Annotated in this window: 23 protein-coding genes; 10 read left to right on the top strand and 13 right to left on the bottom strand. The window is 67.7% G+C overall.

Annotated elements, in window-relative coordinates; all coding sequences use genetic code 11:
* Nucleotides 1-90 precede the first annotated feature (90 nt).
* The 3 genes from OG225_RS39535 (at nt 91) to OG225_RS39525 (ending at nt 2,182) form a co-directional block, all read left to right on the top strand.
* A complete protein-coding gene (locus tag OG225_RS39535; protein ID WP_405179716.1) occupies nt 91-1,743 on the top strand; it encodes a PspC domain-containing protein in 1,653 nt (550 codons plus the stop codon).
* Nucleotides 1,736-1,951, top strand: coding sequence for a hypothetical protein (locus OG225_RS39530; RefSeq protein ID WP_109525509.1), 216 nt, complete (start codon nt 1,736-1,738; stop codon nt 1,949-1,951). Before OG225_RS39535 ends, OG225_RS39530 begins: the two co-directional genes overlap by 8 nt.
* 75 nt (nt 1,952-2,026) lie before the next feature.
* Nucleotides 2,027-2,182 carry a hypothetical protein gene (locus tag OG225_RS39525; protein WP_405179715.1) on the top strand — a complete coding sequence of 52 codons (156 nt, stop codon included), beginning with the start codon at nt 2,027-2,029 and terminating at the stop codon, nt 2,180-2,182.
* Between the two features lie 51 nt (nt 2,183-2,233).
* Here OG225_RS39525 and guaA read toward each other — a convergent pair whose 3' ends face one another.
* Nucleotides 2,234-3,811, bottom strand: coding sequence for a glutamine-hydrolyzing GMP synthase (gene guaA, locus OG225_RS39520; protein ID WP_405179714.1), 1,578 nt, complete (start codon nt 3,809-3,811; stop codon nt 2,234-2,236).
* A gap of 138 nt (nt 3,812-3,949) precedes the next feature.
* On the opposite strand from guaA, the gene OG225_RS39515 reads away from it, so the two are divergent.
* Nucleotides 3,950-4,750 (top strand): alpha/beta fold hydrolase, encoded by an 801-nt coding sequence (locus OG225_RS39515; RefSeq protein ID WP_405179713.1) that lies wholly within the window; start codon nt 3,950-3,952, stop codon nt 4,748-4,750.
* A gap of 73 nt (nt 4,751-4,823) precedes the next feature.
* Here the strand turns inward: OG225_RS39515 and OG225_RS39510 are convergent, their stop codons facing one another.
* Both OG225_RS39510 and guaB read right to left on the bottom strand, forming a co-directional pair.
* Nucleotides 4,824-5,987 (bottom strand): GuaB3 family IMP dehydrogenase-related protein, encoded by a 1,164-nt coding sequence (locus OG225_RS39510; RefSeq protein ID WP_405179712.1) that lies wholly within the window; start codon nt 5,985-5,987, stop codon nt 4,824-4,826.
* A gap of 746 nt (nt 5,988-6,733) precedes the next feature.
* A complete protein-coding gene (guaB, locus tag OG225_RS39505; RefSeq protein ID WP_405179711.1) occupies nt 6,734-8,278 on the bottom strand; it encodes an IMP dehydrogenase in 1,545 nt (514 codons plus the stop codon).
* Between the two features lie 259 nt (nt 8,279-8,537).
* Between guaB and OG225_RS39500 the strand changes: the two genes are divergently transcribed.
* Nucleotides 8,538-8,948 (top strand): DUF5319 domain-containing protein, encoded by a 411-nt coding sequence (locus OG225_RS39500; RefSeq protein WP_040704598.1) that lies wholly within the window; start codon nt 8,538-8,540, stop codon nt 8,946-8,948.
* A 304-nt stretch (nt 8,949-9,252) separates the two neighbouring features.
* Here the strand turns inward: OG225_RS39500 and OG225_RS39495 are convergent, their stop codons facing one another.
* The 3 genes from OG225_RS39495 to OG225_RS39485 all read right to left on the bottom strand — a co-directional run bounded on the left by OG225_RS39495 (nt 9,253) and on the right by OG225_RS39485 (nt 12,017).
* A complete protein-coding gene (locus OG225_RS39495) occupies nt 9,253-10,392 on the bottom strand; it encodes an anti-sigma-D factor RsdA (RefSeq protein WP_405179710.1) in 1,140 nt (379 codons plus the stop codon).
* Nucleotides 10,385-10,963, bottom strand: coding sequence for a sigma-70 family RNA polymerase sigma factor (locus tag OG225_RS39490; protein WP_109525503.1), 579 nt, complete (start codon nt 10,961-10,963; stop codon nt 10,385-10,387). Before OG225_RS39490 ends, OG225_RS39495 begins: the two co-directional genes overlap by 8 nt.
* A 145-nt stretch (nt 10,964-11,108) precedes the next feature.
* Nucleotides 11,109-12,017: a hypothetical protein gene (locus OG225_RS39485; RefSeq protein ID WP_405179709.1), complete on the bottom strand. Its 909-nt coding sequence runs from the start codon at nt 12,015-12,017 to the stop codon at nt 11,109-11,111.
* A 660-nt stretch (nt 12,018-12,677) separates the two neighbouring features.
* Here OG225_RS39485 and OG225_RS39480 point away from each other — a divergent pair.
* From OG225_RS39480 to OG225_RS39470, 3 genes are all read left to right on the top strand, one after another.
* The gene (locus OG225_RS39480) at nt 12,678-12,971 is read left to right on the top strand and encodes a WhiB family transcriptional regulator (RefSeq protein WP_040704593.1); all 294 of its coding nucleotides are present in this window, start codon (nt 12,678-12,680) and stop codon (nt 12,969-12,971) included.
* Nucleotides 12,972-13,345: 374 nt separating this feature from the next.
* Nucleotides 13,346-13,909: a sigma-70 family RNA polymerase sigma factor gene (locus OG225_RS39475; protein WP_198654279.1), complete on the top strand. Its 564-nt coding sequence runs from the start codon at nt 13,346-13,348 to the stop codon at nt 13,907-13,909.
* A gap of 1 nt (nt 13,910) precedes the next feature.
* The gene (locus OG225_RS39470; protein ID WP_405179708.1) at nt 13,911-14,150 is read left to right on the top strand and encodes an RskA family anti-sigma factor; all 240 of its coding nucleotides are present in this window, start codon (nt 13,911-13,913) and stop codon (nt 14,148-14,150) included.
* 166 nt (nt 14,151-14,316) lie between these two features.
* Here the strand turns inward: OG225_RS39470 and groL are convergent, their stop codons facing one another.
* Both groL and groES read right to left on the bottom strand, forming a co-directional pair.
* Nucleotides 14,317-15,927 carry a chaperonin GroEL gene (groL, locus tag OG225_RS39465; protein WP_405179707.1) on the bottom strand — a complete coding sequence of 537 codons (1,611 nt, stop codon included), beginning with the start codon at nt 15,925-15,927 and terminating at the stop codon, nt 14,317-14,319.
* A 109-nt stretch (nt 15,928-16,036) separates the two neighbouring features.
* Nucleotides 16,037-16,339, bottom strand: coding sequence for a co-chaperone GroES (gene groES / locus OG225_RS39460; RefSeq protein ID WP_109525498.1), 303 nt, complete (start codon nt 16,337-16,339; stop codon nt 16,037-16,039).
* 708 nt (nt 16,340-17,047) lie between these two features.
* Here groES and OG225_RS39455 point away from each other — a divergent pair.
* Both OG225_RS39455 and OG225_RS39450 read left to right on the top strand, forming a co-directional pair.
* The gene (locus OG225_RS39455; RefSeq protein WP_405179706.1) at nt 17,048-18,568 is read left to right on the top strand and encodes an Hsp70 family protein; all 1,521 of its coding nucleotides are present in this window, start codon (nt 17,048-17,050) and stop codon (nt 18,566-18,568) included.
* Nucleotides 18,569-18,753: 185 nt separating this feature from the next.
* Nucleotides 18,754-18,966, top strand: coding sequence for a hypothetical protein (locus OG225_RS39450; protein ID WP_405179705.1), 213 nt, complete (start codon nt 18,754-18,756; stop codon nt 18,964-18,966).
* A gap of 9 nt (nt 18,967-18,975) precedes the next feature.
* On the opposite strand, the gene tsaD is transcribed toward OG225_RS39450, so the two are convergent.
* From tsaD to OG225_RS39425, 5 genes are all read right to left on the bottom strand, one after another.
* Entirely contained in the window at nt 18,976-20,016 is a 1,041-nt protein-coding gene (gene tsaD, locus OG225_RS39445; RefSeq protein WP_405179704.1) for a tRNA (adenosine(37)-N6)-threonylcarbamoyltransferase complex transferase subunit TsaD, read from the bottom strand.
* The gene (rimI, locus tag OG225_RS39440; protein ID WP_109525676.1) at nt 20,013-20,504 is read right to left on the bottom strand and encodes a ribosomal protein S18-alanine N-acetyltransferase; all 492 of its coding nucleotides are present in this window, start codon (nt 20,502-20,504) and stop codon (nt 20,013-20,015) included. The genes tsaD and rimI overlap by 4 nt, the downstream gene beginning before the upstream one ends.
* An 83-nt stretch (nt 20,505-20,587) precedes the next feature.
* Nucleotides 20,588-21,283, bottom strand: coding sequence for a tRNA (adenosine(37)-N6)-threonylcarbamoyltransferase complex dimerization subunit type 1 TsaB (gene tsaB, locus OG225_RS39435; protein ID WP_405179703.1), 696 nt, complete (start codon nt 21,281-21,283; stop codon nt 20,588-20,590).
* Nucleotides 21,284-21,392: 109 nt separating this feature from the next.
* Nucleotides 21,393-21,854, bottom strand: a complete 462-nt coding sequence (tsaE, locus tag OG225_RS39430) for a tRNA (adenosine(37)-N6)-threonylcarbamoyltransferase complex ATPase subunit type 1 TsaE (RefSeq protein ID WP_216914566.1) — start codon at nt 21,852-21,854, stop codon at nt 21,393-21,395.
* 81 nt (nt 21,855-21,935) lie between these two features.
* Entirely contained in the window at nt 21,936-23,030 is a 1,095-nt protein-coding gene (locus OG225_RS39425; RefSeq protein WP_405179702.1) for an alpha/beta fold hydrolase, read from the bottom strand.
* Nucleotides 23,031-23,057 lie beyond the last annotated feature (27 nt).

Here is a 23,057-nt window from a genome sequence, read left to right as displayed (position 1 = left end):
ACACACGGGCGTGACGGGTACACAGCATCGGGTGAACTTTCAGGGTTCACCCCGATGTGCTGAACCACCTGTGCGGCCGACCATGGAAGCATGACGAAAACGAGCTTCGGCGATCAGCTTCAGCAGATGTGGCAGTCGCGGCCCGTCCGGTTGCCGCGTCAGGGGCCGGTCGCGGGTGTCGCGGCCGGTTTCGGTCGGCGCTACCAGGTCGATCCGGTGCTCGTGCGGGTGGCTTTCGTGGTGTCGGCGCTGTTCGGCGGGGCCGGGATCGTCCTCTATCTCGTGGGGTGGCTGCTGTTCAGCCAGGCGGGTGACCAGACGTCGGCGGCGGAGTCGCTGTTCGGCAAGGGGCACAGCTCGCAGTCGCCGACCAAGACGATCGTGCTGATGGTGGCGCTTGCCATCGCGGTGAGCACCATGGGGCCGGTGGGGATGGGGATGGCCGGTTCCGGCGTCATCAGCCTCGCGCTCATGCTGGCGGGCTGGTGGATGCTGTTCATGCGCACTCCGCAACCGCCGCCGGGGACCAGTCAGCTCGACGAATACGAGTTCGACGCCGGACTCAGCGCCACCGGATATCCCGGTGCGGTTTTCCCCAGCGGTACGACCGGTAGCTTCTACGCGCCGGAAGCGCCCGTGACCGGTATGTACACGCCGTATACGAAACTGCCCGAGATGTATGTACCGGAGACGCCGACTGCGCACGACCCGGCCCCCGCACAGCGGGCGGACGACAGCGCGGTCCGGCTCGACAAGGACGAGACCGGCGAGAACCGCACCGGCGGTGCGGTCGCAGGGGATGCCGGTACTGCGGGCAACGCCCCCGTCGGTGATCTCGGCACCACCGCCGACCAGCACGTTCGACTCGACAAGTCCTCGCCCGAAATCGACGCGCAATCGAATGCGCGCGCCGAGAACCCCACCGCCGTGGAGTCGAGCGGAGATTCCACCGGCGGCACGGTGACGGCCGACAGACGCCCGAACCCGATCGCGGCGGCGGCACCCGCCGGTATCCCCTGGCCCGGTTCACCTCGGACCCTCACCCCCGGACCTCGAACAATCATCGGCGGCCCGGTGCCCCCGTCCTGGGATCCGCTCGGCGTCGCGCCGCTGGCCTGGGATCTTCCCGACCCCACCCCGGCGAACAAGGTCGTCGCACCGTCCCCGCGACGCCCCCGCTCCCGGCTGACGCCGGTGGTGATCGGCCTCGCCATCCTGGCCGCGGCCGGTGCGGGCGCCGCGGCCGCGTCCGGCGTCGAATGGATGACGCCCGCGCGGATCGGGGCGGTGGCGCTCGCGGTGGTCGGACTCGGACTCGTGCTCGGCGCGTTCCTGCGCCGCGGTTACGGCCTGCTCGTCGTGACCGCGCCGCTGGCCGCGTTCGTGCTGCTCGCCTCGCTGGTCGGTCCGATGGAATTCGACGAGGCCACCATGGGTGATCACACCTGGGCTCCCACCGCGACGGCCGATCTGAAACCCGAGTATCACCTGTCGATGGGTTCGGGGACGCTCGATCTGCGCGGGCTGGATCTCACCGAGAACCGCACGGTGGACCTGTCGGTGCAGATGGGCGAGGCGCGCGTACTCGTCCCGGCCGGAATGACGGTGCGCACCGAATGCACCGTCGCCATGGGTGAGCAGTCGTGCCCCACCGGTGTCACCGGTCCGAATACACCGGGAGCGCCGGTACTCGATCTGAATGTCGATGTCCGTATGGGAGATGTGGTGGTGGAACGTGGCTGATCAGAACGCTTCGGACAAGACCGGAGGGCGCGGCCCGTCCGCCTCGCTGCTGATCGTCGGACTGCTCGCGCTGGCGTTGAGCGTCTTCGCCCTCGTCGGACCTTCCACCGTCTCGGCCGCGGGGGCCATCTCCTTCGGCTGGATCATCGTGATCGCCGCCATCGTGGTCGGCGTCGTGCTGGTGATCTCACCCCGCGTACATCGCTGAACCGATTCACCACATGACGCAATGACCCGCCCGCCCCGGACGGGTCATTGTTCGTTCTACTCCGAGGAGAACCCCATGGCCGCAGCGCATTTCGACCATTCCACCACGAACGAGGAACGCCGGACGGTCCCGAGCGAACCGGTCGCACCCACGCCGCGGTTCGCGTTCGGCGGCATGCTGCTCGGACACCTGATACTCGGCCAGGCCCGCGCGGAAACCGCGGCGGAATAGCGCCGGTTCCCGAATCCGCACGGGGGCAGGACTATTCGGCCTCCGTAACCGTCACTCCCACTCGATCGTCCCCGGCGGCTTACTGGTCACGTCGAGCACGACCCGGTTGACCTCCGACACCTCGTTGGTGATGCGGGTCGAAATGCGTTCCAGCACTTCGTAGGGCAGCCGGGTCCAGTCCGCGGTCATGGCGTCCTCGCTGGATACCGGACGCAGCACGATCGGATGTCCGTAGGTGCGTCCGTCGCCCTGCACGCCCACGCTGCGGACGTCGGCGAGCAGCACCACCGGGCACTGCCAGATCTGACGGTCCAGATCGGCCGCCGTCAGTTCCTCACGCGCGATGGCGTCGGCTTGGCGCAGGGTGTCGAGCCGGTCGGCGGTCACCTCGCCGACGATGCGGATCGCCAGGCCCGGACCGGGGAAGGGCTGGCGCGCGACGATTTCCTCGGGCAGACCGAGTTCGCGACCGACCGCGCGGACCTCGTCCTTGAACAGCAGTCGAAGCGGTTCGACGAGATCGAACTCCAGATCGTCGGGCAAGCCGCCGACATTGTGGTGCGACTTGATATTCGCGGTGCCGGTGCCGCCGCCGGATTCGACCACGTCGGGATACAGCGTGCCCTGCACCAGGAATTCGACTTCGGGAGCCGAGCCGCCCGTGCCCTGTTCGGCGACGACCTCGCTCACCGCGTCCTCGAAGGACCGGATGAACTCACGGCCGATGATCTTGCGCTTCTCCTCGGGATCGCTGACACCCTTCAGCTCACCGAGGAATTTCTCCACCGCGTCGACGGTGACCAGTCGCGCGCCCGTGGCGGCGACGAAATCCTGCTGGACCTGTTCGCGCTCCCCCGCCCTCAACAGGCCGTGGTCGACGAAAACGCAGGTCAGACGATCGCCGATGGCGCGTTGCACCAGGGCCGCGGCGACGGCGCTGTCCACGCCGCCGGACAGCCCGCAGATGGCGTGCCCATCACCGATCTGTTCGCGCACCGCCTCGACCAGCGATTCGGCGATATTGGCCGGGGTCCACGCGGCGGGAATTCCGGCGATCTCGTGCAGGAAGCGGCTGAGCACCAGCTGACCATGCGGGGAATGCAGTACCTCGGGGTGGTACTGCACACCGGCCAGGCGCCGCGCGCGATCCTCGAACGCCGCGACCGGCGCGCCCACGGTGGTGCCGGTGACCTCGAAACCCTCCGGCGCGTCGGTGACGGCGTCGCCGTGACTCATCCACACCGGCGCGATGGTGGGCAGACCGCCGTGCAGCACACCGCCGTCGATATTGAGTTCGGTCCGACCGTATTCGCGAGTGCCGGTGTGGGCGACGGTGCCGCCCAGTGCCTGCGCCATCGCCTGGAATCCGTAGCAGATGCCGAAGACCGGCACGTCCAGATCGAACAGCCGCGCGTCCAGTTGCGGCGCGCCCTCGGCGTACACGCTGGACGGACCACCGGACAGGATCACCGCGAGCGGCTGCTTGGCGGCGATCTCCTCGACGGTCGTGGTGTGTGGGATCACCTCGGAGAAGACACTCGATTCACGAACCCGCCGGGCGATCAGTTGGGCGTATTGGGCGCCGAAGTCGACGACGAGGACCGGTCTCTGGGATTCTGCCACCGCCATAGTCTAGTGAGCGGGCGCGGCGAGCCGACCACGGGCACGGCGGCGCCATTCCGACACGCTCGGACGAAACCCGAGGAAACTCCGACGTCGCGCCAAATCCCGCCGCACACCACCCCCGTGCTGGTTATCCTCGTGTTCGTGCCATTCGCCCCAGCGATAGATGCCGACATCCACTACGAGGACAGCGGCGGGGACGGCCCGGTAGTCCTATTGGCGCACGAATTCTTCATGGACCGCACCATGTTCGCGTCGCAGATGGCCGCGCTGGCACCAGAATTCCGCATCGTGTCGTGGGACGCGCGCGGACACGGCCGCACCAGGGACCAGGGCCTGCCCTTCACCTACTGGACCGCCGCGCGCGACGCGCTCACCGTGCTCGACCACCTCGGCGCGGAGCGTGCCGTCTTCGGCGGCACCGCACAGGGCGGCATCACCGCGCTACGGACGGCGCTGATCGCACCCGAACGCGTGTCGGCACTGATCCTCATCAGCACCGAAGCGCACGGACCGACCCCGGAGCAGTCGACCGAAACCCAGAAATTCCTGGACAAGTGGTACGACGACAACTCACGTCGGGGCGCGGCGAATCAGTTGGCGCACTGGCTGATCGGCGACGACGACTGGTACCGGGCCATCTGGACCAAACGTTGGCTGGTACGCGATCGCGACGGCATCGAAGTCGCCGCGACCTGTCTGCTCGGCCGTGAATCGGTGGTGGGACGGCTGCCCGAAATCACCTGTCCCGCACTGGTTATCCACGCCACCGACAGCGGTATCCCCGACCATCGGGCCAAACGTCTCGCCCAGGACCTGAGCGCGGCCACCTACGTCGAGATCGCGGGCGCTCGGCTCGCGGTGACCATGACCCACCCGGAACCGGTGAACCACGCGATCAAGCAATTCCTGCGCGGTTCCGTCACGACGGGCCACGCGCGGTGAGCGAACGCTCACCGCGCGGAGGCCGAAACCTCACGTACGGACGCTGAGAAATCACGCGGGAACGCTGATGATTTCACGCGCGGACGCTGAGACCGACCCGCTGGAATTCCTTCAGATCCGAATAACCGGCCTTGGCCATGGAACGCCGCAGACCGCCGACCAGGTTCAACGAACCGAACGGGTCATCGGACGGGCCGAACAGGACACGCTCGAGGGTCGGGCGCACCGGCTCGCCGATGGACTCGCCACCCAGATCCCACGGATCGTCGACATGCAGCATCGAACCGCGCGGCACCGAGGGGTGCGCGGCGGCCGAGGGCCAGTACCAGCCACGGCCCGGCGCCTCCACGGCCGAGGCCAGCGGCACACCGAGCATGGCGGCGTCCGCGCCGCACGCGATCGCCTTGGCCAAATGCCCGGAGGTGGCGACATCGCCATCGGCGATGACGTGCACGTAGCGTCCACCTGTCTCGTCGAGATAATCCCGGCGCGCCGCGGCGGCATCGGCGATGGCGGTGGCCATCGGCACCCCGATACCGAGCACCTCGCCGGTGGTCGTCGCACCGGGATAGGAGCCGTAACCGACGATGACGCCCGCCGCGCCGGTGCGCATCAGATGCAACGCGGTGCGGTGATCGCTCACGCCACCCGCGACCACCGGCACATCGAGTTCGGCGATGAAAGTCTTGAGATTGAGCGGCTCACCGTCACCGACATGTTCGGCGGAGATGATGGTGCCGTGCACGACCAACAGGTCGACACCGGCCTGCACCAGCGACGGCGTCAGCGAACGCGCGTTCTGCGGACTCACCCGGACAGCCACCGTCACCCCGGCGGCCCGCACCTCCGCGACCGCCGCCGCGAGCAGATCCGGCTGCATCGGCGCGGCGTGCAACTCCTGCAACAACGCGACCGCGCGCTCGTAGCCGCCCTTGCCGACGAGTTCGAGCAACTGTTCGATCTTCGCCTCGACATCGGCGTGCCTGGCCCACAGACCCTCGCCGTTGATCACGCCGAGACCGCCGAGACGGCCCAGTTCGATCGCGAACCGCGGCGAAACCAGCGCGTCGGTCGGATGGGCGAGGAACGGGATCTCGAAACGGTAGGCGTCGAGCTGCCAGGACAGCGACACCTGCTTCGACGAGCGGGTACGCCGCGAGGGGACGATGTCCACATCGTCCAGTTCATAGGTACGCCGGGCGGTTCGGCCCATGCCGATCTCGACCATGTCGCGCAACTGTCCTCCTGTGATTTGGCGGCACGGGGGCCGCGGGTTCGCGGCCCCTTTTGTCTCGCGTCCGAGTGGTCGAGACTCGCGACTTCGTCGCATTGTCTCGACCACTCGGACGCGAGACGGCCGCGAACGGGGCGCTCGTAAGGCTCGCGCCGGGCGGGGTGCGGGTGGGGGTGGGTGGGTGGGGATCGGTCCGGGGGTGGGCCGATTGGTCCGGGCGGGTCCAGTTTCTCGGGTCCGCCCGTGTCGGCCTGTCCGGGGTGGTCCAGTTTCTCGGGTCCGGCCCTGTCGGCCTGTCCAGGGCGGTCCGATTCCGCTGGTCCGTCCGGCCGAACCGGCTCGGCTCGGCTCGGTCAGGGAGATCCGGCCTCTCGAGCTGTACCGGGCCTGGTGTTCGGTCGAGCCTTCCCGACCGTCCGAGTCCGAGCGATCGAGTCTGCGGGTTCCGAACGGTGGTCGAACCGGTCCGATCCAGCCGACGGTGCGGTGGGCGGTCGGGGCAACCGGGGTTTCCGGGTGGACAAGCGGGGGGTGATCGCATCGGTCGAACGATCGGGGGGTGGCGGGACGAGTGTGACACGACTCGGCGGTGGCGAAGCCGTGACGCATCCTGCGAGGCAGCTCAATCATGCACCGAACGGACGGGCCTGTACACGGATGGTCGGGCGGGTGGCGGATCGCGAAAATCCGGACGGTGCCGGATATCGCGAATCGGCGCGCCGGGTGGCGCGCCGAAATCCGTCGTCCGATCAGCCGCGGCCCGTGTAGTTGGGGGCCTCGACGGTCATCGTGATGTCGTGGGGATGACTTTCCTTCAAGCCCGCCGCGGTGATCTGGACGAACTGGGCTTCCTGAAGGTGGGCGATCGACTGCGAGCCGGTGTAGCCCATCGCGGCGCGCAGACCGCCGGTGAGCTGGTGGATCACCTGATTGACGGGGCCGCGGAACGGGACCCTGCCTTCGATGCCCTCGGGAACCAGTTTGTCCTCGGCCAGCACGTCGTCCTGGAAGTACCGATCCTTGGAGTAGGACTTGGCCTGGCCACGGCCCTGCATGGCGCCCAGCGAGCCCATTCCTCGATAGCTCTTGAACTGCTTGCCACCGACGAGGATCAGCTCACCGGGGGATTCGGCGGTGCCCGCGAGCAGCGAGCCGAGCATCACGGTGGACGCGCCCGCGGCGATGGCCTTGGCGATATCGCCGGAGAACTGGATACCGCCGTCGGCGATGACCGGAACGCCGTGCGGCTTGCAGGCGGCGACCGCCTCGAGGATCGCGGTGATCTGCGGCGCGCCGACACCGGCGACGACGCGAGTGGTGCAGATGGAACCGGGGCCGACACCGACCTTCACCGCGTCGGCGCCCGCCTCTACCAGCGCGAGCGCGCCCGCCCGGGTCGCCACGTTGCCGCCGACGATCTGGATGCGGTCGCCGACCTCGGCCTTGACCTTGGTCACCATCTGGAGCACGCCCGCCTGGTGTCCGTGGGCGGTGTCGACGATCAGGACGTCGACACCCGCGTCGGACAATGTCATGGCACGCGACCAGGAATCCTCCCCGACGCCGATCGCGGCGCCGACGAGCAACCTGCCGTCGCGGTCCTTGGTGGCGTTCGGGTACTGATCGGTCTTGACGAAGTCCTTGACGGTGATCAGACCGCGCAGCCTTCCGTCACCGTCGACGATCGGCAGTTTCTCCACCTTGTGACGGCGCAGCAGCCCGAGTGCGGCCTCGGCGGTCACGCCCTCGCGCGCGGTGATCAGCGGCGCTTTGGTCATCACGTCGGCGACGCGACGGTTCACGTCGACCTCGAAGCGCATGTCGCGGTTGGTGATAATGCCCACAAGCGCGCCGGTCTCGTCGACCACGGGAAGGCCGGAGATACGGAAGCGGGCGCACATCGCGTCCACCTCGGCGAGCGTGTCGGACGGACGACAGGTCACCGGGTCGGTGACCATTCCCGCCTCGGACCGCTTGACCGTCTCGACCTGCGCGGCCTGGTCGGAAGCGGCCAGATTGCGGTGCAGCACACCCATACCGCCCGCGCGCGCCATGGAGATGGCCATCCTGGCCTCGGTGACGGTATCCATCGCCGAACTCACCAGCGGGGTGCGCAGCCTGATCTCTCTGGTGAGCAGGCTGGAGGTCTCGACCGAGCTGGGGATGAGATCCGACGCGGCAGGCAGCAGCAGCACGTCGTCGAACGTGAGGCCGAGCATGGCGATCTTGTTCGGATCGTCGCCACCCGTATGGGGGCGGACTGCGATTCGTTCGCCCGTTACGGGACTACTCATTCGGATCGACCCCTCCTGGACATCGAAAGCGACAGACGCCGAAAGGCCCGGCGTCGCGCACAATTTCTGGGATAACGGTGACGGCGACGACCGGTGTGTCGGGAACCGGAGGGCGCCTGAACCCATGGTATCTGCCCCGCTAACTCTCCAGTGACCGCGCCTCGATGCCGTCGCGCGGATACCTCGAACACACACCTCGCGCGAAACTTGCTGGCCGCATCGCTGGCGCAGAGCCCCCTGTTCTGCGTACCGTGGGTGTGTGCGTGACCATCTACCACCTGGCTTGCCGCCGGATCCTTTCGCCGGAGACCCCTCCGACCCGTCCGCCGCGCTCGATGCCATCGAGCCCGGTGAACCGCTGGATCCCCACGAGCGCCTCGCGGTCGAGGAGGATCTCGCCGATCTCGCTGTCTACGAGGCGCTACTCGCGCACCGCGGGATCCGCGGACTCGTGGTGAGCTGCGAGGACTGTAGGCAGGATCACTACCACGATTGGGACATGCTCCGCGCCAACCTGCTCCAACTGTTGGTCGACGGAACGGTCCGACCGCACGAGCCCGCTTACGACCCGACGCCGGAAGCGTATGTCACCTGGGATTACTGCCGGGGATACGCGGACGCCTCGATGAACGAGGCTTTCCACGGCGACGGATTCGACGGATTCGACTGACTCTCCCGTCGCCCGGTCGCAGCCCCTGACACCGGGACCTCATCGCGGACCCGGTCTCGTGCCGCGTCCGTGAAGTCACGCACGCTCCCCCGCTCCTTTTCCTCGCCCCGTGACGCACAGCGGTGCGAGGAACGGCCCTCCTGGGACGAAGCACGAAAAGAACCGATCACCCACGGGTGATCGGTTCTTTTCGAAGCGTGTGTGTTCCCCGGAAGATAGCTACCGGTAGCGCCGTTCCTCCGAACGACGCGGAGAACGAGAATCCTGGACTACCTCGATCGAGGCATCCGGGGTGACAGCGAGATCAGCTCGGACGGCCCGGCAGCGTGAAAGGCAGGGTCGGAATCGTGATACCCGGGTTCGGGGTCTGATTCGAGGGCTGGGTGGGGATTCCCGCGCCACCGGTGGGAACCTGCTGGGTGGGCGGTTCCTGGGTGGGCTGGGTCGGCTGCGTAGGAGGCTGGGTCGGCGGCTCCTGCGTGGGCGGAGCCTGAGTCGGCGGCTCCTGAGTCACCGGGGGGACCGTGGTCACCGGCGGCGGCTCCTGCTGAGTCGGCACGGTGGGGTTGGTCCCCGTCGGTGGCTTGGGCGCCGATGTGTCCACCGGCGCCTGCAAGATGGTGTTGTTCGGTGTGGTCTGGCTCGCAGGCTGCTGACCCGACTGTCCGGGAGTGACCGGCTGGCCGGGGGCCGTCGGCGCGGTGCTTCCCGAACCCGCGGTGGGCTTCGGTTCGCTGGGCTTGGTCATCGCCTCGACCTGGGCCGCGACGTCGGGCCATTCCTTGCGCAACGATTCGAGCAGTTGCGCCCACTGTGCTTGCAGCTGAGCGCGTTTCACCGGATCGCTCACCTGGTCGACATTGGCCTGCGCGGCTTCGAGCTGCGCCTTCGCCGAAGACGGATTACGTTGCGAGAGAAGCTCTTCGGCCTGCTCCAGCTGACTGTCGGCACGATTCACCACGGTGGACTGCGCCTGTTCGCTGAACACGACCTCTTTGACCCGCCACAGCGGGTTACCCGGCTCCGCGTTGTACGAGAACGCCGTGAGTCCACCGATGACGAGCGCCAATGCCGCCGCGGTGCCGAGGATGGGACGAACCAGCCGCAAACGGCCGTTGGTCTGGGCGCCGACCCGCACTTTGCGTGCGCCGATCTCCTGGTTGACCGCCGCCGCGACGGTATCCAGATCCGGGGTGCTCGGTAGCGGGGGCACGACGATCTCTGCCCGCCAATCCGCGAGCAGCGCCGCCAGCTGGAACTCCTCCGTGCTGTCGGTCTGCACCGGCCCACCGTGGGATAGGGCGTCGATCAGCGCGTCGTCCCGACGGACAGCGGCGATATCCACCGGTCCGGACTCCTCGGAAGCCCCGGCGTAGGGACCGCTGTTCCGCGATCCACGTCGCGCCTTCCAGTCGCCCCGACCGCGCTCGCCATCCCTAGCCATACATTTCACCTGCCCTCGCCACTTGTGACTTCAGTTTCGCGAGCGCCCTGTGCTGGGCAACTCGTATAGCTCCCGCCGTACTGCCCACGGCGACCGCGGTTTCTTCCGCTGACAAACCCATGACCAAACGCAGGATCAGAATTTCTCGATGCTTCTCGGGAAGCGTCGCGAGCAAGCGGTTCATCTGCCTGCTCGTCTCGGATTCGAGAGCTCGTTGTTCCGGCCCCTGGTCGGTGGATATGACATCTGGTACTTCGGCCATCGCCTCCGCCTTGTTACGTGCGGCGTTTCGATGAGCGTCTGCGACCTTGTGCGAAGCGATTCCGTATACGAAGGCCATGAAGGGCCTGCCCTGATCTTGATATCTGGGCAAGGCTGTCATCACGGCCAGACATACCTCCTGCGCAACGTCGTCGGCGGAGAGCTGCCCGCGCTCCGCTGCGCCGATCCGCGCGCGGCAGTAACGAACTACCAACGGGCGGACCAGCTCTAGTACCTGGGCTAAAGCGGATCTGTCGCCCTGCGCAGCGGCAGTGACGGCGAGGTCCAACTCTTCGCCCGTGTTCGTCATCGTCAGAGAGATTCCTGGCGTTACAAGTGGCACCGGCCCGATGACCTGTGCTTCCGCGGAGCTGCGGAACGGGACTAACAATAGCGATACAACCCACACCGCTGGGCAACACGGTCCGGTTGTCGCTACAACCCCACCGATGGGTTCAAGCGACGCCGGGAGGCCGAAAGTGACCGCCACGCCTGGCGATCGCCGCGCCGTACTGTGCGGCTTCTTCGGCGGCGGACGCGTCCGGCAGGCCGGTGCGCAGCATCGCGCAGGCCCAGCCGAGCGGAAGCAACTCGTGTTCGCGGCACCGCGTGGCGACCTCGTCGGCGGCCTCGGCCGCGGCGGCGAGATCGCCCCGCGTCATCGCCGCCGCCGCGACGAGCAGCAGCGACTTGACCCGGTGCCGTATCGAGGGGCACCGCTCGGCCGACGCGAGACCCGCCGCCGCGTGCACGCTCGCCGGTTCGGGTCGCCCCTGGGCCAGCGCGGTCTCGGCACTCACCCAGTGCCAGCGGATCATCGCCCGTGGATGCGCCGCGTCGAGCGAGTTCGCGGCACGGCCGAGTAGTCGGGTGGCCAGATCCGTGCGGCCGGTGCCGAGCGCGTCGGCGGCCAACCCGGTGAGCGCGTCGCACAGCGCGGCCGCGCGATCGGGCACGGCGAAATCCGCGACGGTCGACGAGGCGGTAGGCCCGAGTACGCCATGCTTCCCACTCGAGACAGCGGGTCGCGCCGTGTCGACCGGATTCGACCCGCCGATCGGCGCTTCCCCGGACAGGTGAGCGAGGGCGCGACCGTCGGCCACCGATGCTCTCGCATGCCAGCCCAGTTGACGCAGCAGTGATCCCTCGGTGCTCGCGACCAATGACAACACGGTCGGATCGGAGGTCGCGCCGCGCGTGCTCCGAAGTTGCGCGCGGGCCGCGGCGTAGCGGCCCTGACCGCCGAGTACCACCGCCCGGAGCCAGGAGTCGACCGGGCCGGAGACGGTCGGCAACTCGGCAGCGGCGAGACCGGGTAGGTCACCGAAAGCCGCCGCAGCGAGGACTTCAGATCGGGTATCCATGAGCGGAGCTGGAGCGAACACGGCCGCACTCTATCCCGTGGCCCGCGCGCGCCGCGGCGGCGCGAAACGGGACCGCGACGACACCGCTCGATGAGCAACCGTTCAGCACTTCCAGCCCGAAGCATGTGTTTCCATCAGGTAAATCTCCTACAGAGATTGCCGGATCACCGTCGATGCGAATTCACATGCGTTTCGCGTAATTAACCTGCGCGCCCCGCTTCGGCCATCTCAGGCGCGGCAACCGAAGGGCCGCGAGGTGCTGGACACCCGCGCCGATACCGCGCCGCTACCGCGTCAGCAACCGGCTAGTTCCAGGGATAATCGGCTTCTACCAGGGGAAATGCGGCTCGGTCCAGGCCAGAGCCGGTCCAGCCGCCCACGGGCCAATCGAACAGTATCACCGGAGTCATCGTAAAAAGTAAACAGCGAGTAGGTTAAATCTCGCGGTTGAAGATTTGGGAAACCAGTGCGCCGAACTATTGACGGAATTTCGCAGCTGGACCTAACGTAACTCATCGCCACGGTCGGCGCCGCGCGAAATTGCAGCGACCGAGTAGGGCGAAGTCCTCGGGCCGGACGCCAACCCGGCCAGGGTCCGAGAAATTTTGCAGAACAAACTGCTCGACAACGCTGACGAGCTCGCATCACGAGGAGTTCACCATGCCCATGCCGACCCACCTCCCCGGACCGAACGCAGATGTTTGGGATTGGCAGATGCGAGGCTCATGCCGCGGGCAGGATTCCGCGGTGTTCTTCCACCCCGACGGCGAGCGCGGACGCGCTCGGACCGCGAGAGAGATGCGCGCCAAGGAAATCTGCCGCAGCTGCCCGGTCCTCATGCAGTGCCGTAGTCACGCGCTGAAAGTCAGCGAGCCCTATGGAATATGGGGCGGCATGTCGGAGACCGAACGCGAGATGCACGCCAGGCGCAATCGTCGCCGCATGGCGGTGTAGCCGACGCCCGCGGGCGGTACGAAACCCTTTCGCCGAATCCGCCCCATCCGAACCGTGCGGTGCGCCGAATGCCTAGCAAACAACCGGCCACTGAACAGCACACGCACGATCACCGGCCGAACCCCTGACGGTCCATTCGCGTCAGGAGTTCGATTCCGGCAGTAGGCGCGCAGGCTGCCCAACGGTCACCACCGTCGGCCCGCCGCCGTGTCCACGGCACGGACGGTTTGCGATACCCACCGAAAGGGAGGCGATAGCGGCCCGCTACGGTAGTGACCGATGACACAGAATGGAGCGTTGTGACAACGCGGCAGCCGGCCGCAGAGGGCGACTCGTTCCGAAGAGAAGCCATCCCACCCAGTGTGGATTCTGCGATGTCGGCACGCGCGGCCGAAAGTATCGAGCTCGCCGCCCTTTTGCATCGTTGCGGCCTGTCCGATCAAAAGGCTTTCGCCGAACTGTACGACCGAACGTGCGCGCGCGTCTTCGGTCTGGTGCTCCGGGTGCTACACGATCCGGGGTACGCGGAGGAGACCACCCAGGAGGTCTATCTCCAGATCTGGCGTACCGCATCCAGTTACGACCCCGCTAAGGGCTCCGCGGTGACGTGGCTGATGACTCTCGCCCATCGGCGTGCCGTCGATCGGGTCCGTGCCGAGCAGGCCCACACCCAACGCGAAGTCGCCTACGGGGTACGGGTTCTCGGCAACGAATTCGACGAGGTCACCGAAGAAGTCGAGCGCAGGCTCGAACAACAGGCCGTCATCGAAGGGCTCGGCTCATTGACCGAGACCCAACGAGAGGCCATCTCGCTCGCTTACTACGGCGGGCGAACCTACGCCGAAGTAGCGACATATTTGGGTGTGGGATTACCGACCGTTAAGTCCCGAATTCGGGATGGACTGACACGACTGAAGAAAAGTTTGGGGGTGACGTGAGATGAACGAAGTCCGGATCGATCTCGCGCACGCCGTCGCGCTCGGATCGATCGACGACGAAGACCATCACGCGGTACGAGAATTGCTCGACAACGAGGACCCCGCTCTACGCGCGGCGTTCCTCGCGGAAGTGCGGCAGGCGAAAGACGCGCTGTCCGCACTCGCCGAGATAGCGTCGGCCCAGCCACCGGTCGCCCTGCGCGACCGTTTGCTGGCTGCCATCGCCGACGAACAGCCCTAGGCCCGCGTCCCGCGAGCAGACCACCCACCGCGCACCGACCGCCCGTTCCACGGGGAGGTCGCCGTGCCGCCCACAGCAACCGCGCTGCCGCATCGGCATACAGCGACGAAGGCCCCCGGATCACCAGGATCCGGGGGCCTTGTCTGTTATGCGATGCGAGCCGAGCTCAGTGGCTGTGGCCGTGATGACCGTGGTCATCGGCCGAGGGAGCCGGCTTCTCCGCGATGGCGCTCTCGGTGGTGAGCACCATGCGCGCGACCGACGCCGCGTTGACGACGGCCGAGCGGGTCACCTTGACCGGATCGATGACACCGTCGGTGAGCAGATCGCCGTAGGTGAGGGTGGCGGCGTTGAAACCTTCCTTGCCCTCGGCGACCTTGCTGACCACAACGGCGCCGTCGAGGCCCGCGTTGGAGGCGATCCAGTAGAGCGGGGCGCTCAGCGCGGTCCGCACCACCTCGACGCCGACGGCCTGATCGCCGGACAGCGAATCGCGCAGCTCGACGAGCGCGGCGGCGGCGTGCACGAGCGCCGTGCCACCGCCGGGCACGATGCCCTCGTCGACCGCGGCCTTGGCCGCGCTGACCGCGTCCTCGACCCGGTACTTGCGCTCCTTGAGCGCGGTCTCGGTGGCCGCGCCGACCTTGATCACCGCGACGCCGCCCGAAAGCTTGGCGAGCCGCTCCTCGAGCTTCTCCCGATCCCAATCGGATTCGGTCGCCTCGATCTCGCGACGCAGCTGCGTGCTGCGCGCCGCGATGTCCTCGGCGGTGCCCGCACCGTCGACGATCGTGGTCTCGTCCTTGGTGACCACGACACGCCGGGCCTGGCCCAGCACGTCGAGACCGGCCTCGCGCAGCGTGATTCCCAGATCCGGGTTGATCACGGTGCCCGCGGTGACGACGGCGAGGTCGTCGAGGAACGCCTTGCGGCGGTCACCGAAGAACGGCGCCTTGACCGCGACGGCCTTGATCGTCTTGCGGATCGAGTTGACGACCAGGGTCGAGAGCGCCTCGCCCTCGACGTCCTCGGCCAGGATCAGCACGGCCTTGCCGGATTCGGCGATCTTCTCCAGCAGCGGCAGCAGGTCGGGCAGCGAACTGACCTTCTCGCGGTGCAGCAGGATGTAGGCATCCTCGAGCACGGCCTGCTGGCTGTCACCATCGGTGACGAAGTACGGCGACAGGTAGCCCTTGTCGAACTGCACGCCCTCGGTGACGACGAGTTCGGTCTGCAACGTCGAGGACTCCTCGACGGTGACGACGCCGTCCTTGCCGACGGTGGTCAGCGCCTTGCCGACCATCGCGCCGATTTCCTCGTCGCGCGAGGAGACGGTGGCGACCTGCGCGATGGCCTCCTCGCCGGAGACCGGCGTGGCCAGCGCGAGCAGCGCCTCGGAGACCGCGTCGGCGGCCTTGGCGATACCGATACCGAGGGTGATCGGATTCGCGCCGGCGGCAACGTTCTTCAGGCCGGCGCGGATCAGCGCCTGGGCCAGCACGGTGGCGGTGGTCGTACCGTCGCCCGCGACATCGTTGGTCTTGGTGGCGACACTCTTGACGAGTTGCGCGCCCATGTTCTCGAACGGATCCTCGAGCTCGATCTCGCGCGCGATGGTGACACCGTCGTTGGTCACGGTCGGGCCGCCGAAGGCCTTCGCGAGCACCACGTGCCTACCGCGCGGGCCGAGGGTTACCTTGACGGCGTCGGCGAGTTTGTCGACACCGCGTTCCAGAGCCCGGCGAGCCTTCTCGTCGAACTCGATCTGCTTTGCCATATGTCCTTTTCCTTGGATAGGCCTCGAACAGCACTGCCCCGGCCCCGTTGCGGGGGAACCGGGGCAGTGTCGTTACGACTCGATCCCGGCCGGGTGGCCGGGAACGCGGTCACTTGCTGACGACAGCCAGCACGTCGCGCGCGGAGAGGATCAGGTATTCCTCGCCCTGGTACTTGATCTCGGTGCCGCCGTACTTGCTGTAGATGACGGTGTCGCCCTCTTGGACATCCAGCGGAATACGCTTCTCGCCTTCTTCGGCCCAGCGGCCGGGTCCTACTGCGACGACGGTGCCTTCCTGCGGCTTCTCCTTCGCCGTGTCCGGGATGACCAGGCCGGAGGCCGTCGTCGTCTCGGCCTCGTTGGCTTGGACGAGGATCTTGTCCTCGAGCGGCTTGATGTTCACGCTCGCCACGTTGAGCCCTCCACTTTCGGGGATATACGGTCGTCCGGAACTGTTGTCCCGAACCATCGGTGTCGTGTTGTCTCGACCGGCCCGCGGGTTCTCACCTACGTCCGAACGATCTGACCCTGCGCATAGCCCCGTCGTCGCGGGTGCCGGGACCCCTGCTCAGTGGTCAAAGGCTTGGCACCCATCCATCACGCGGTGCCGACTAGCACTCTATACATGAGAGTGCCAGCGCTCAAGGGTGGGCTGTGCCAATGCCCGTTCTACCCCTCCTCGGCGCGCCGTGGCGGCTCCGGAACAGCGCTGAGGAAACGTGTCGACAAACACTGAACAGGGCAGGTTGCCCTTCGGCCTGTGGGCTTCCCATTACTTCGCCGAATCTGTAACGTTCGGATAACAGATTGTGACAGTATTGACGACGGTCGCCGTACGCCCGTCCGATTCGTCACGAACCGACGTCGCAGGGGACGCGGCCAGCGTGACGCAACACAGTTGGACATCACATCTGTCACAGCAGCACCACCGGCTTCACCAGAGAGCAACTCCACACGTGATCACAGGCCGTTCCCAGCGACCCCACCGGACAACGGGTCGGCCGATTCGTGCGCCCGGATCGTTCGTCACCCGCGTAGCGGCCCGGCAGGTTATTCGCGAGCGTCGCCAGGACCGTGACCATTCGCCCCGCGACCATCCGTCCGGAGGGAGGTGAAACATATGCGAACGTCGCTCGGCATCTCCGCCGGGAACGAGGTCGTCTGCTCGGCGCTCGTAGCCACCGCCCCGAACGGGGCACAGAGTTTCGACTACCGCGTCGTCTCCGCCGACGCGGCCCACTCCGATCTCGGAGATCTCGTAGCCTCCTCGATCGAGCTGATGACCACCCAGCTGCCCGCCAGCCAGCAAATGGGTTACGACGTCGCCTTTCCCGTCGGCGCGCGATTCACCGGAACGCATCCCACCGGCCTCGACGCCGTGCCGACCAGTGTCGCCGTCGCCTACCGCAGCAAGGAGCAGGCCCAGCTCATCCGGGCCGCCACCGGCAAACAGCGTGATCTGCGGCTGATCCCCGAATGCGATGCGGCACTGACCTATCTGCGACACACCGGACTGCTCGACCGCTACGGGACCGTCGCCATCGTCGATCTCGGCGCCTCCGGTCTCACCATCACCGTCGCCGAACAGGCCGACGGCACGGTCCTCCGTTCCGAGCGCACCTCGGCGATCTGCGGTAACGCCATCGATGACCTGATCTACCACCACCTGGTCGATCTGCACTACGCCCGGCGCGGCACCAGGCCCAATCGCGGCATGCTGACCAACCGCGGCCGCGCGGCCAAGGAACACCTGTCGATCGCGGCCGCGGTCACCATCGATCATGTCGCCGGACGCCCGCTCAAACTGACGAGAGCCGATTTCGAGGAACTGATCGCCAACCTGCTGCGCGACACAGCGGCTTTCGCCGCCGGGGTCTTCGCGCGCACGCCCACCGCCCCAGAGGCCGTCGTGGTGATCGGCGGGGGCGCCAACATCCCCTCGGTCGTGTCCACCCTCGCCGACCGACTCGACCTACCGGTGCACACGGTGAACGACCCGGAATCCGTCATCGCCAAAGGCGCGGCACTGGTCGCCGATTCGGCTCAGCCGTCGTCCTTCCCGGTCACCGCGCTCGGCACCGACGCACCGGCGGGCACCTTCACCAAGGTCGTCGGAATCCTCGCGGGCGCGATCGTCGTCGTCGGACTCGTGATCGGCTACGGCATCAAGACTTTCGCGCCGACCGCCGACGACGAGGTCTCCCCCGCGGGCACCACGAGCAGCGCCCAGCAGATGCCACCGCCGCCGCTCACCCTGTCTCCGTCGACCGGAGCGGGCACCGTCACCGGTCGGGACAGTACGACGCGGCCGAGCGGCGGTACCGGCCCCTCCGGCACGCAGGAGCCGACGCAATCGCCCACCGGGGTCTACCCGACCTCGCCCCCGTCGACCCAGCCGACGCTGCGACCCGATCCGAACCTGCCGTCGATACCGTTCCCCGAACTGCTCGGTCCCGGTCTCGAGGAGAGTGCCGCGGACCCGGTGCTGCCGCAGCACAACAATTCCGAGACCCACACCGCCCCGCCCGCGACCGGCACCGCGCCGTCACCGACGCAGACCCCGGCCCAGTCGCATATTCCGCTGCCACCGCCGCTGCTCTCGGATTCGGGTTCGTCCGCGCTCGGCACGAACGGCCCGTAAACCCTTCCGGAAGAACCTGTTACGCAGGTCCCCGCCGACCGCCCGTGTTTCCCGTCGAACCGGGTGGCGTCGCGCTCCTCACACGAATCGAGCAGGGGCGACGTCATTTTCGGGGGCACGCCGATCCGCAACGGCCGATCGCCGCGTCGCGATTCGACCGACAACGGCCAGGCAAGGGGGAACACGTGACTGCCGTACCTCGCTCGGCACGACACCGGCGCGCGCACTGCTGGTGGTTCTGCGTGCGCACCGCCCTCGCCTCGGCGGCGGCGCTGTCGCTCGCGCTGTTCGGACTGACGCTGGAGCGGGTGGAAGAGCCGATGCGCCCGCTGCCGCCTATATCGACACCGATGACCTCGTCCGGCCCGACGCCACCGTCCTCGACCCCGGGGCGGTAGCGATCCGGGTCAGACCTGGCTGGTCGACACCGGAAGGCCGGGATCGGTGGCGACGGTCAGTTCCGACGGTGTCGCGCCGCCCGCGATGACGTGCGCGCCCAGCGCGGCGATCATCACACCGTTGTCGGTGCACAGTCGCGGTTTCGGCACGCGCAAGGTGATTCCGGCCGCGGCGCAGCGTTCTTCGGCCAGCGAACGGATACGCGAATTGGCCGTGGCGCCGCCGCCGAGCACGAGGGTATCGACGCCGACGTCGGCGGCGGCCCTGATCGCCTTCATGGTCAGCACATCGGCGACCGATTCCTGGAACGACGCCGCGATATCGGGAATCGGCAGTTGGTCGGGGGTGATTCCCTGACGCTGCGCCGCCTCGACATGTCTGGCGACCGCGGTCTTGAGACCGGAGAAGGAGAAGTCGTAGCGCGGATCGCGCGGTCCGGTCATCCCGCGCGGAAACGCGATCGCCGCCGGATTCCCTTCCTGGGCCGCCGCGTCGAGCGCGGGTCCGCCCGGATAGCCGAGGCCGAGCAGTCTCGCCACCTTGTCGAAGGCCTCCCCCGCGGCATCGTCGACGGTGCTGCCGAGTTCGACGATCGGTTCGCCCAGATCCGCCACCTGCAACAGGTGGGTGTGACCGCCGGAGACCAGCAGCGCGACGCAGGGCGGCATCGGTCCGTGTTCGAGCGTGTCCACCGCGACATGCCCGCCGAGATGGTTCAGCGCGTAGAACGGCACATCCCAGGCCGCCGCATAGGCTTTCGCGGCGGCGACGCCGACCAGCAGCGCACCCGCGAGCCCGGGGCCGATGGTGACCGCGAGCGCGTCCGGCTTGACCACACCCGCCACCGAGAGCGCCCGCCGCATGGCGGGGACGATGGCTTCCAGATGCGCGCGCGAGGCGATCTCGGGCACGACACCGCCGAATCGGGCGTGCTGGTCGATGCTGGAGGCGACCTCGTCGGCCAGCAGTTCACAGGTGCCGTCACCGTTCCAGCGGACGATCCCGACACCGGTTTCGTCGCAGGAACTCTCGATACCCATGACGATCACGACAGCACCTCGTCCGCCTGTGCGCCGCGCCAGGCCTGTCCCTGCGCGCTCAGCTCCGGCCTGCGCATGGTGTAGGCGTCGGCGCCGCTGGGGTGGTAGTAGTTCTTGCGCAATCCGATGATGTGGAAACCGTGTTTGGCGTACATCGCGATCGCGGGCTGATTGTCGGTGCGCACCTCGAGGAAAACGGGTCCGCCGCGTTTGCCCGCCTCGGCCAGCAGTGCCTCCAGCAGTAGTGTGCCGACACCGCCGCGATGGCAGATCGGGTCGACACCGATGGTGTGCACTTCGGCCTCGGGGTGTTCCGCGTCACCCAGCAGAGCGATTCCCGCGTAACCCACCATGCGCCCCCGCTCGTCGCGGGCCGCGATATAGCGATTGTGTCCAGCCGCGAGTTCGGAACGGAAGGCCACCGCCTGCCAGGGATCGTCCTCGGGGAAAAGCAACTGCTCCAATGCGACGCATCGATCGATATCGGCGATGGTCATCGGCTCGATCCGGACGGTGCTCTCGCTGACCTGCTCCACCTCGGACGCCCGCTCGGGTGTCTGCCTTTCCGGTTCCACCGGCCTCACGCTCCCGTCCGGTCGAGGGTGCGGAAACTGTTCTCGACCGCGTCGGGCCTGCGCAGATACAGCGGGGTCAACGATTGCGGCACCGCGCGGGCGAGTACCTCGGGCGCGGCGACGCGTACCAGTCCGGCGGGCGACGGCGTCTCGACCGGCAGTACCGGGAGATCGAAGAAATCCACGTGCGACGCCGATCCGGCGATGACCTCCGCCTGCGCCGAATCCAGGTCACCGGGTTTGATCACCTCGGGTCCCGCCACCCGGACGCCGTCGCGGTAGCGGGCCCAGTACACCTCACGCCTGCGCGCGTCGGTCACGACGAGCAGTTCGCGGTCCGGCGTCAGATCCGGCGCGGCGTCGGCGGCGATGGCGTCGAGGCTGCACACCCCATACACCGGGATGCCGAGCGCGTCCCCGAAGGCCGCCGCGGTCGCCATACCGACCCGGAGTCCGGTGAACGGACCGGGGCCGACGCCGACCACCACCGCGGCGATATCGGTTCTGGAACGGTCTGCCTCGGTGAGGCATTCGAGGATCTGCGGGGTCAGCACTTCCGCGTGCGCCCTGGGATCGACTCGGACACGGGAGGCGAGGGTCCGCAGGTCCATCGTGGTCGTCGCACCCGGCGTGCCCTGCTCCAGTTCCACCAATCCCGCTGTAACGGCGGGTGTCGCGGTGTCGACAGCTAGTACAAGCATGATTGGCCCAACGATACCGGGTGGTACCCGGGCGCGGTACGGAGCTACCCGACAGCAACGAACGGCTGGTCATCGCACGTTTCGCACGTCCCGGCGACTGTGATCGACGCTACTGGACCCATTCCCAGTCGGCTGTGCGCACATCGGAATCCGGTTCCCGCGACAGCCGGACCCGCAGATGCCGGTCGGCCAGATGCTCGACCACGCCGAGTCCCCACTCTACGACGACCACCGCGTGCTGTAGATCGGTGTCGAGATCAAGTGCGTCCAATTCGTCCAGATCCCCGCCGAGCCGATACGCGTCGACGTGCACCAACGGCAGTGACCCCGTGCCCGCGCCCGCCCGATGCTGTCTGGCGATGATGAACGTGGGCGAACTAACTCGCCCCTGCACGCCGAGCCCGGCCGCGATACCCCGTGTCAGCGCCGTCTTGCCCGCGCCGAGCGGTCCGTCGAGCACCACCAGATCACCCGCCGCCAATTCGGCCGACAGTTCCCGGCCGAGCGCCTCGGTATCCTCCACCGTCGGCAGCACCCGCCGTCGTCGTGCCACCGCCGTCCTCCGATCCATCCGCCGACCCCGCACGAGCGTACCGGCCCGGGCTTCACCGCCTTCGCGCACCGACGGGGTTGTTCCGGCGAGAACGCGCGCTCAGCCCCCGGCCGCCTCCGGCGCCGTTTCCGACCGCGCGATGGCGTGCGCCAGGGCGCGGCGCAGCAGCTGATCGAGCCCGTCGTTGACGCTGTCCGGGAATTGCAGATGCGGCATATGGGCCGCGCCCTCGATGCGGATCAGGACACTGCCGGGAAGTTCACGGTGCAGGGCACGGGAGTTGCGGAACGGGATGACCAGATCACGCCCACCGCCGATGACCAGCACCGGCAGTGCGGACAGCACCGGGAGTGCGCTCGATTCGTCGTGCAGTTCGATCGCTTTCAGGAATTTCACGATCGTCTCGACGGGCGTTCTGTCGATCATGGCCGTCGCGAAACGCGACAGCGTCGGACTCACCGGACCGTGGAAGGAGCTCACGTGCAGGATCGGCGCGATGACGTGCCGGACCGTGCTGCGTCCGGCCTGGACCAGGGCGGGCGCGGTGTGCACGGCCAGCCGGAAGCCGTCGATCGCCGGATTACGCAGCAGTTGGGTGACACCGGCCGCGGTGACCTCGGCAGCCGTGGTCGATACGAGCCCCACCCCGATCACCCTGTCGGAGAACAATGTCGGGAACTGCGCCGCGGCGGCGAGTACCGCCATCCCACCGAGCGAATGTCCGACGACCACCACCGGCCCGGTGGGCGCGGCGTGTTCGAGCACACACGCCACATCCCGTCCGAGCTGATCGACGGTGCACCGATCGGTGGCGGGCGTGCCCGAACGCCCGTGACCGCGCAGATCGAAGAAGACCATGCGAACCCCGGCGCCCCAACGCTTTTCCAGATCGCGGCGCTGGAAGTGGAACGACTCCATGCTGTTGCAGAATCCGTGCACGAACAGCACGGTGACCGGCGCGTCCCGCGGACCGCATTCGCGCGTGGCCAGCCGGACACCGTCCTCGGTGACCACCGCACCCGCGCGGTCACGCTCCAACAGCGTGAAATCCTCGCCGCGATACTCGTCACTTCCGGTCGGCGCCAGCACCCGCGCCCCGACCCGACGCAACGCGTGCGCGCCCGCCAGCGCCCCGACCACACCCGCGGTCGCCATTCCCCCGCGCAATATGCGATTCGAACGTCGCGATCCCATCGCAAACCCTCTCAGCTGACGGCGTAC

The sequence above is a fragment of the Nocardia sp. NBC_01377 genome (assembly GCF_045040005.1).
Classification (GTDB): Bacteria; Actinomycetota; Actinomycetes; order Mycobacteriales; family Mycobacteriaceae; genus Nocardia; species Nocardia noduli.
This window is presented reverse-complemented; position numbering and strand designations above follow the sequence as displayed.

Bases quoted from the DNA above. Each gene is read 5' to 3' on its own strand.
- OG225_RS39425 (WP_405179702.1), bottom strand. From the start codon at position 23,030: ATGGGATCGCGACGTTCGAATCGCATATTGCGCGGGGGAATGGCGACC.
- tsaB (WP_405179703.1), bottom strand. From the start codon at position 21,283: ATGCTTGTACTAGCTGTCGACACCGCGACACCCGCCGTTACAGCGGGA.
- groL (WP_405179707.1), bottom strand. From the start codon at position 15,927: ATGGCAAAGCAGATCGAGTTCGACGAGAAGGCTCGCCGGGCTCTGGAA.
- OG225_RS39470 (WP_405179708.1), top strand. From the start codon at position 13,911: ATGAACGAAGTCCGGATCGATCTCGCGCACGCCGTCGCGCTCGGATCG.
- OG225_RS39525 (WP_405179715.1), top strand. From the start codon at position 2,027: ATGGCCGCAGCGCATTTCGACCATTCCACCACGAACGAGGAACGCCGG.
- OG225_RS39475 (WP_198654279.1), top strand. From the start codon at position 13,346: ATGTCGGCACGCGCGGCCGAAAGTATCGAGCTCGCCGCCCTTTTGCAT.
- guaB (WP_405179711.1), bottom strand. From the start codon at position 8,278: ATGAGTAGTCCCGTAACGGGCGAACGAATCGCAGTCCGCCCCCATACG.
- OG225_RS39535 (WP_405179716.1), top strand. From the start codon at position 91: ATGACGAAAACGAGCTTCGGCGATCAGCTTCAGCAGATGTGGCAGTCG.
- OG225_RS39455 (WP_405179706.1), top strand. From the start codon at position 17,048: ATGCGAACGTCGCTCGGCATCTCCGCCGGGAACGAGGTCGTCTGCTCG.
- OG225_RS39490 (WP_109525503.1), bottom strand. From the start codon at position 10,963: ATGACGAACACGGGCGAAGAGTTGGACCTCGCCGTCACTGCCGCTGCG.
- OG225_RS39495 (WP_405179710.1), bottom strand. From the start codon at position 10,392: ATGGCTAGGGATGGCGAGCGCGGTCGGGGCGACTGGAAGGCGCGACGT.
- OG225_RS39485 (WP_405179709.1), bottom strand. From the start codon at position 12,017: ATGGATACCCGATCTGAAGTCCTCGCTGCGGCGGCTTTCGGTGACCTA.
- tsaE (WP_216914566.1), bottom strand. From the start codon at position 21,854: ATGGATCGGAGGACGGCGGTGGCACGACGACGGCGGGTGCTGCCGACG.
- OG225_RS39480 (WP_040704593.1), top strand. From the start codon at position 12,678: ATGCCCATGCCGACCCACCTCCCCGGACCGAACGCAGATGTTTGGGAT.
- rimI (WP_109525676.1), bottom strand. From the start codon at position 20,504: ATGACCATCGCCGATATCGATCGATGCGTCGCATTGGAGCAGTTGCTT.
- guaA (WP_405179714.1), bottom strand. From the start codon at position 3,811: ATGGCGGTGGCAGAATCCCAGAGACCGGTCCTCGTCGTCGACTTCGGC.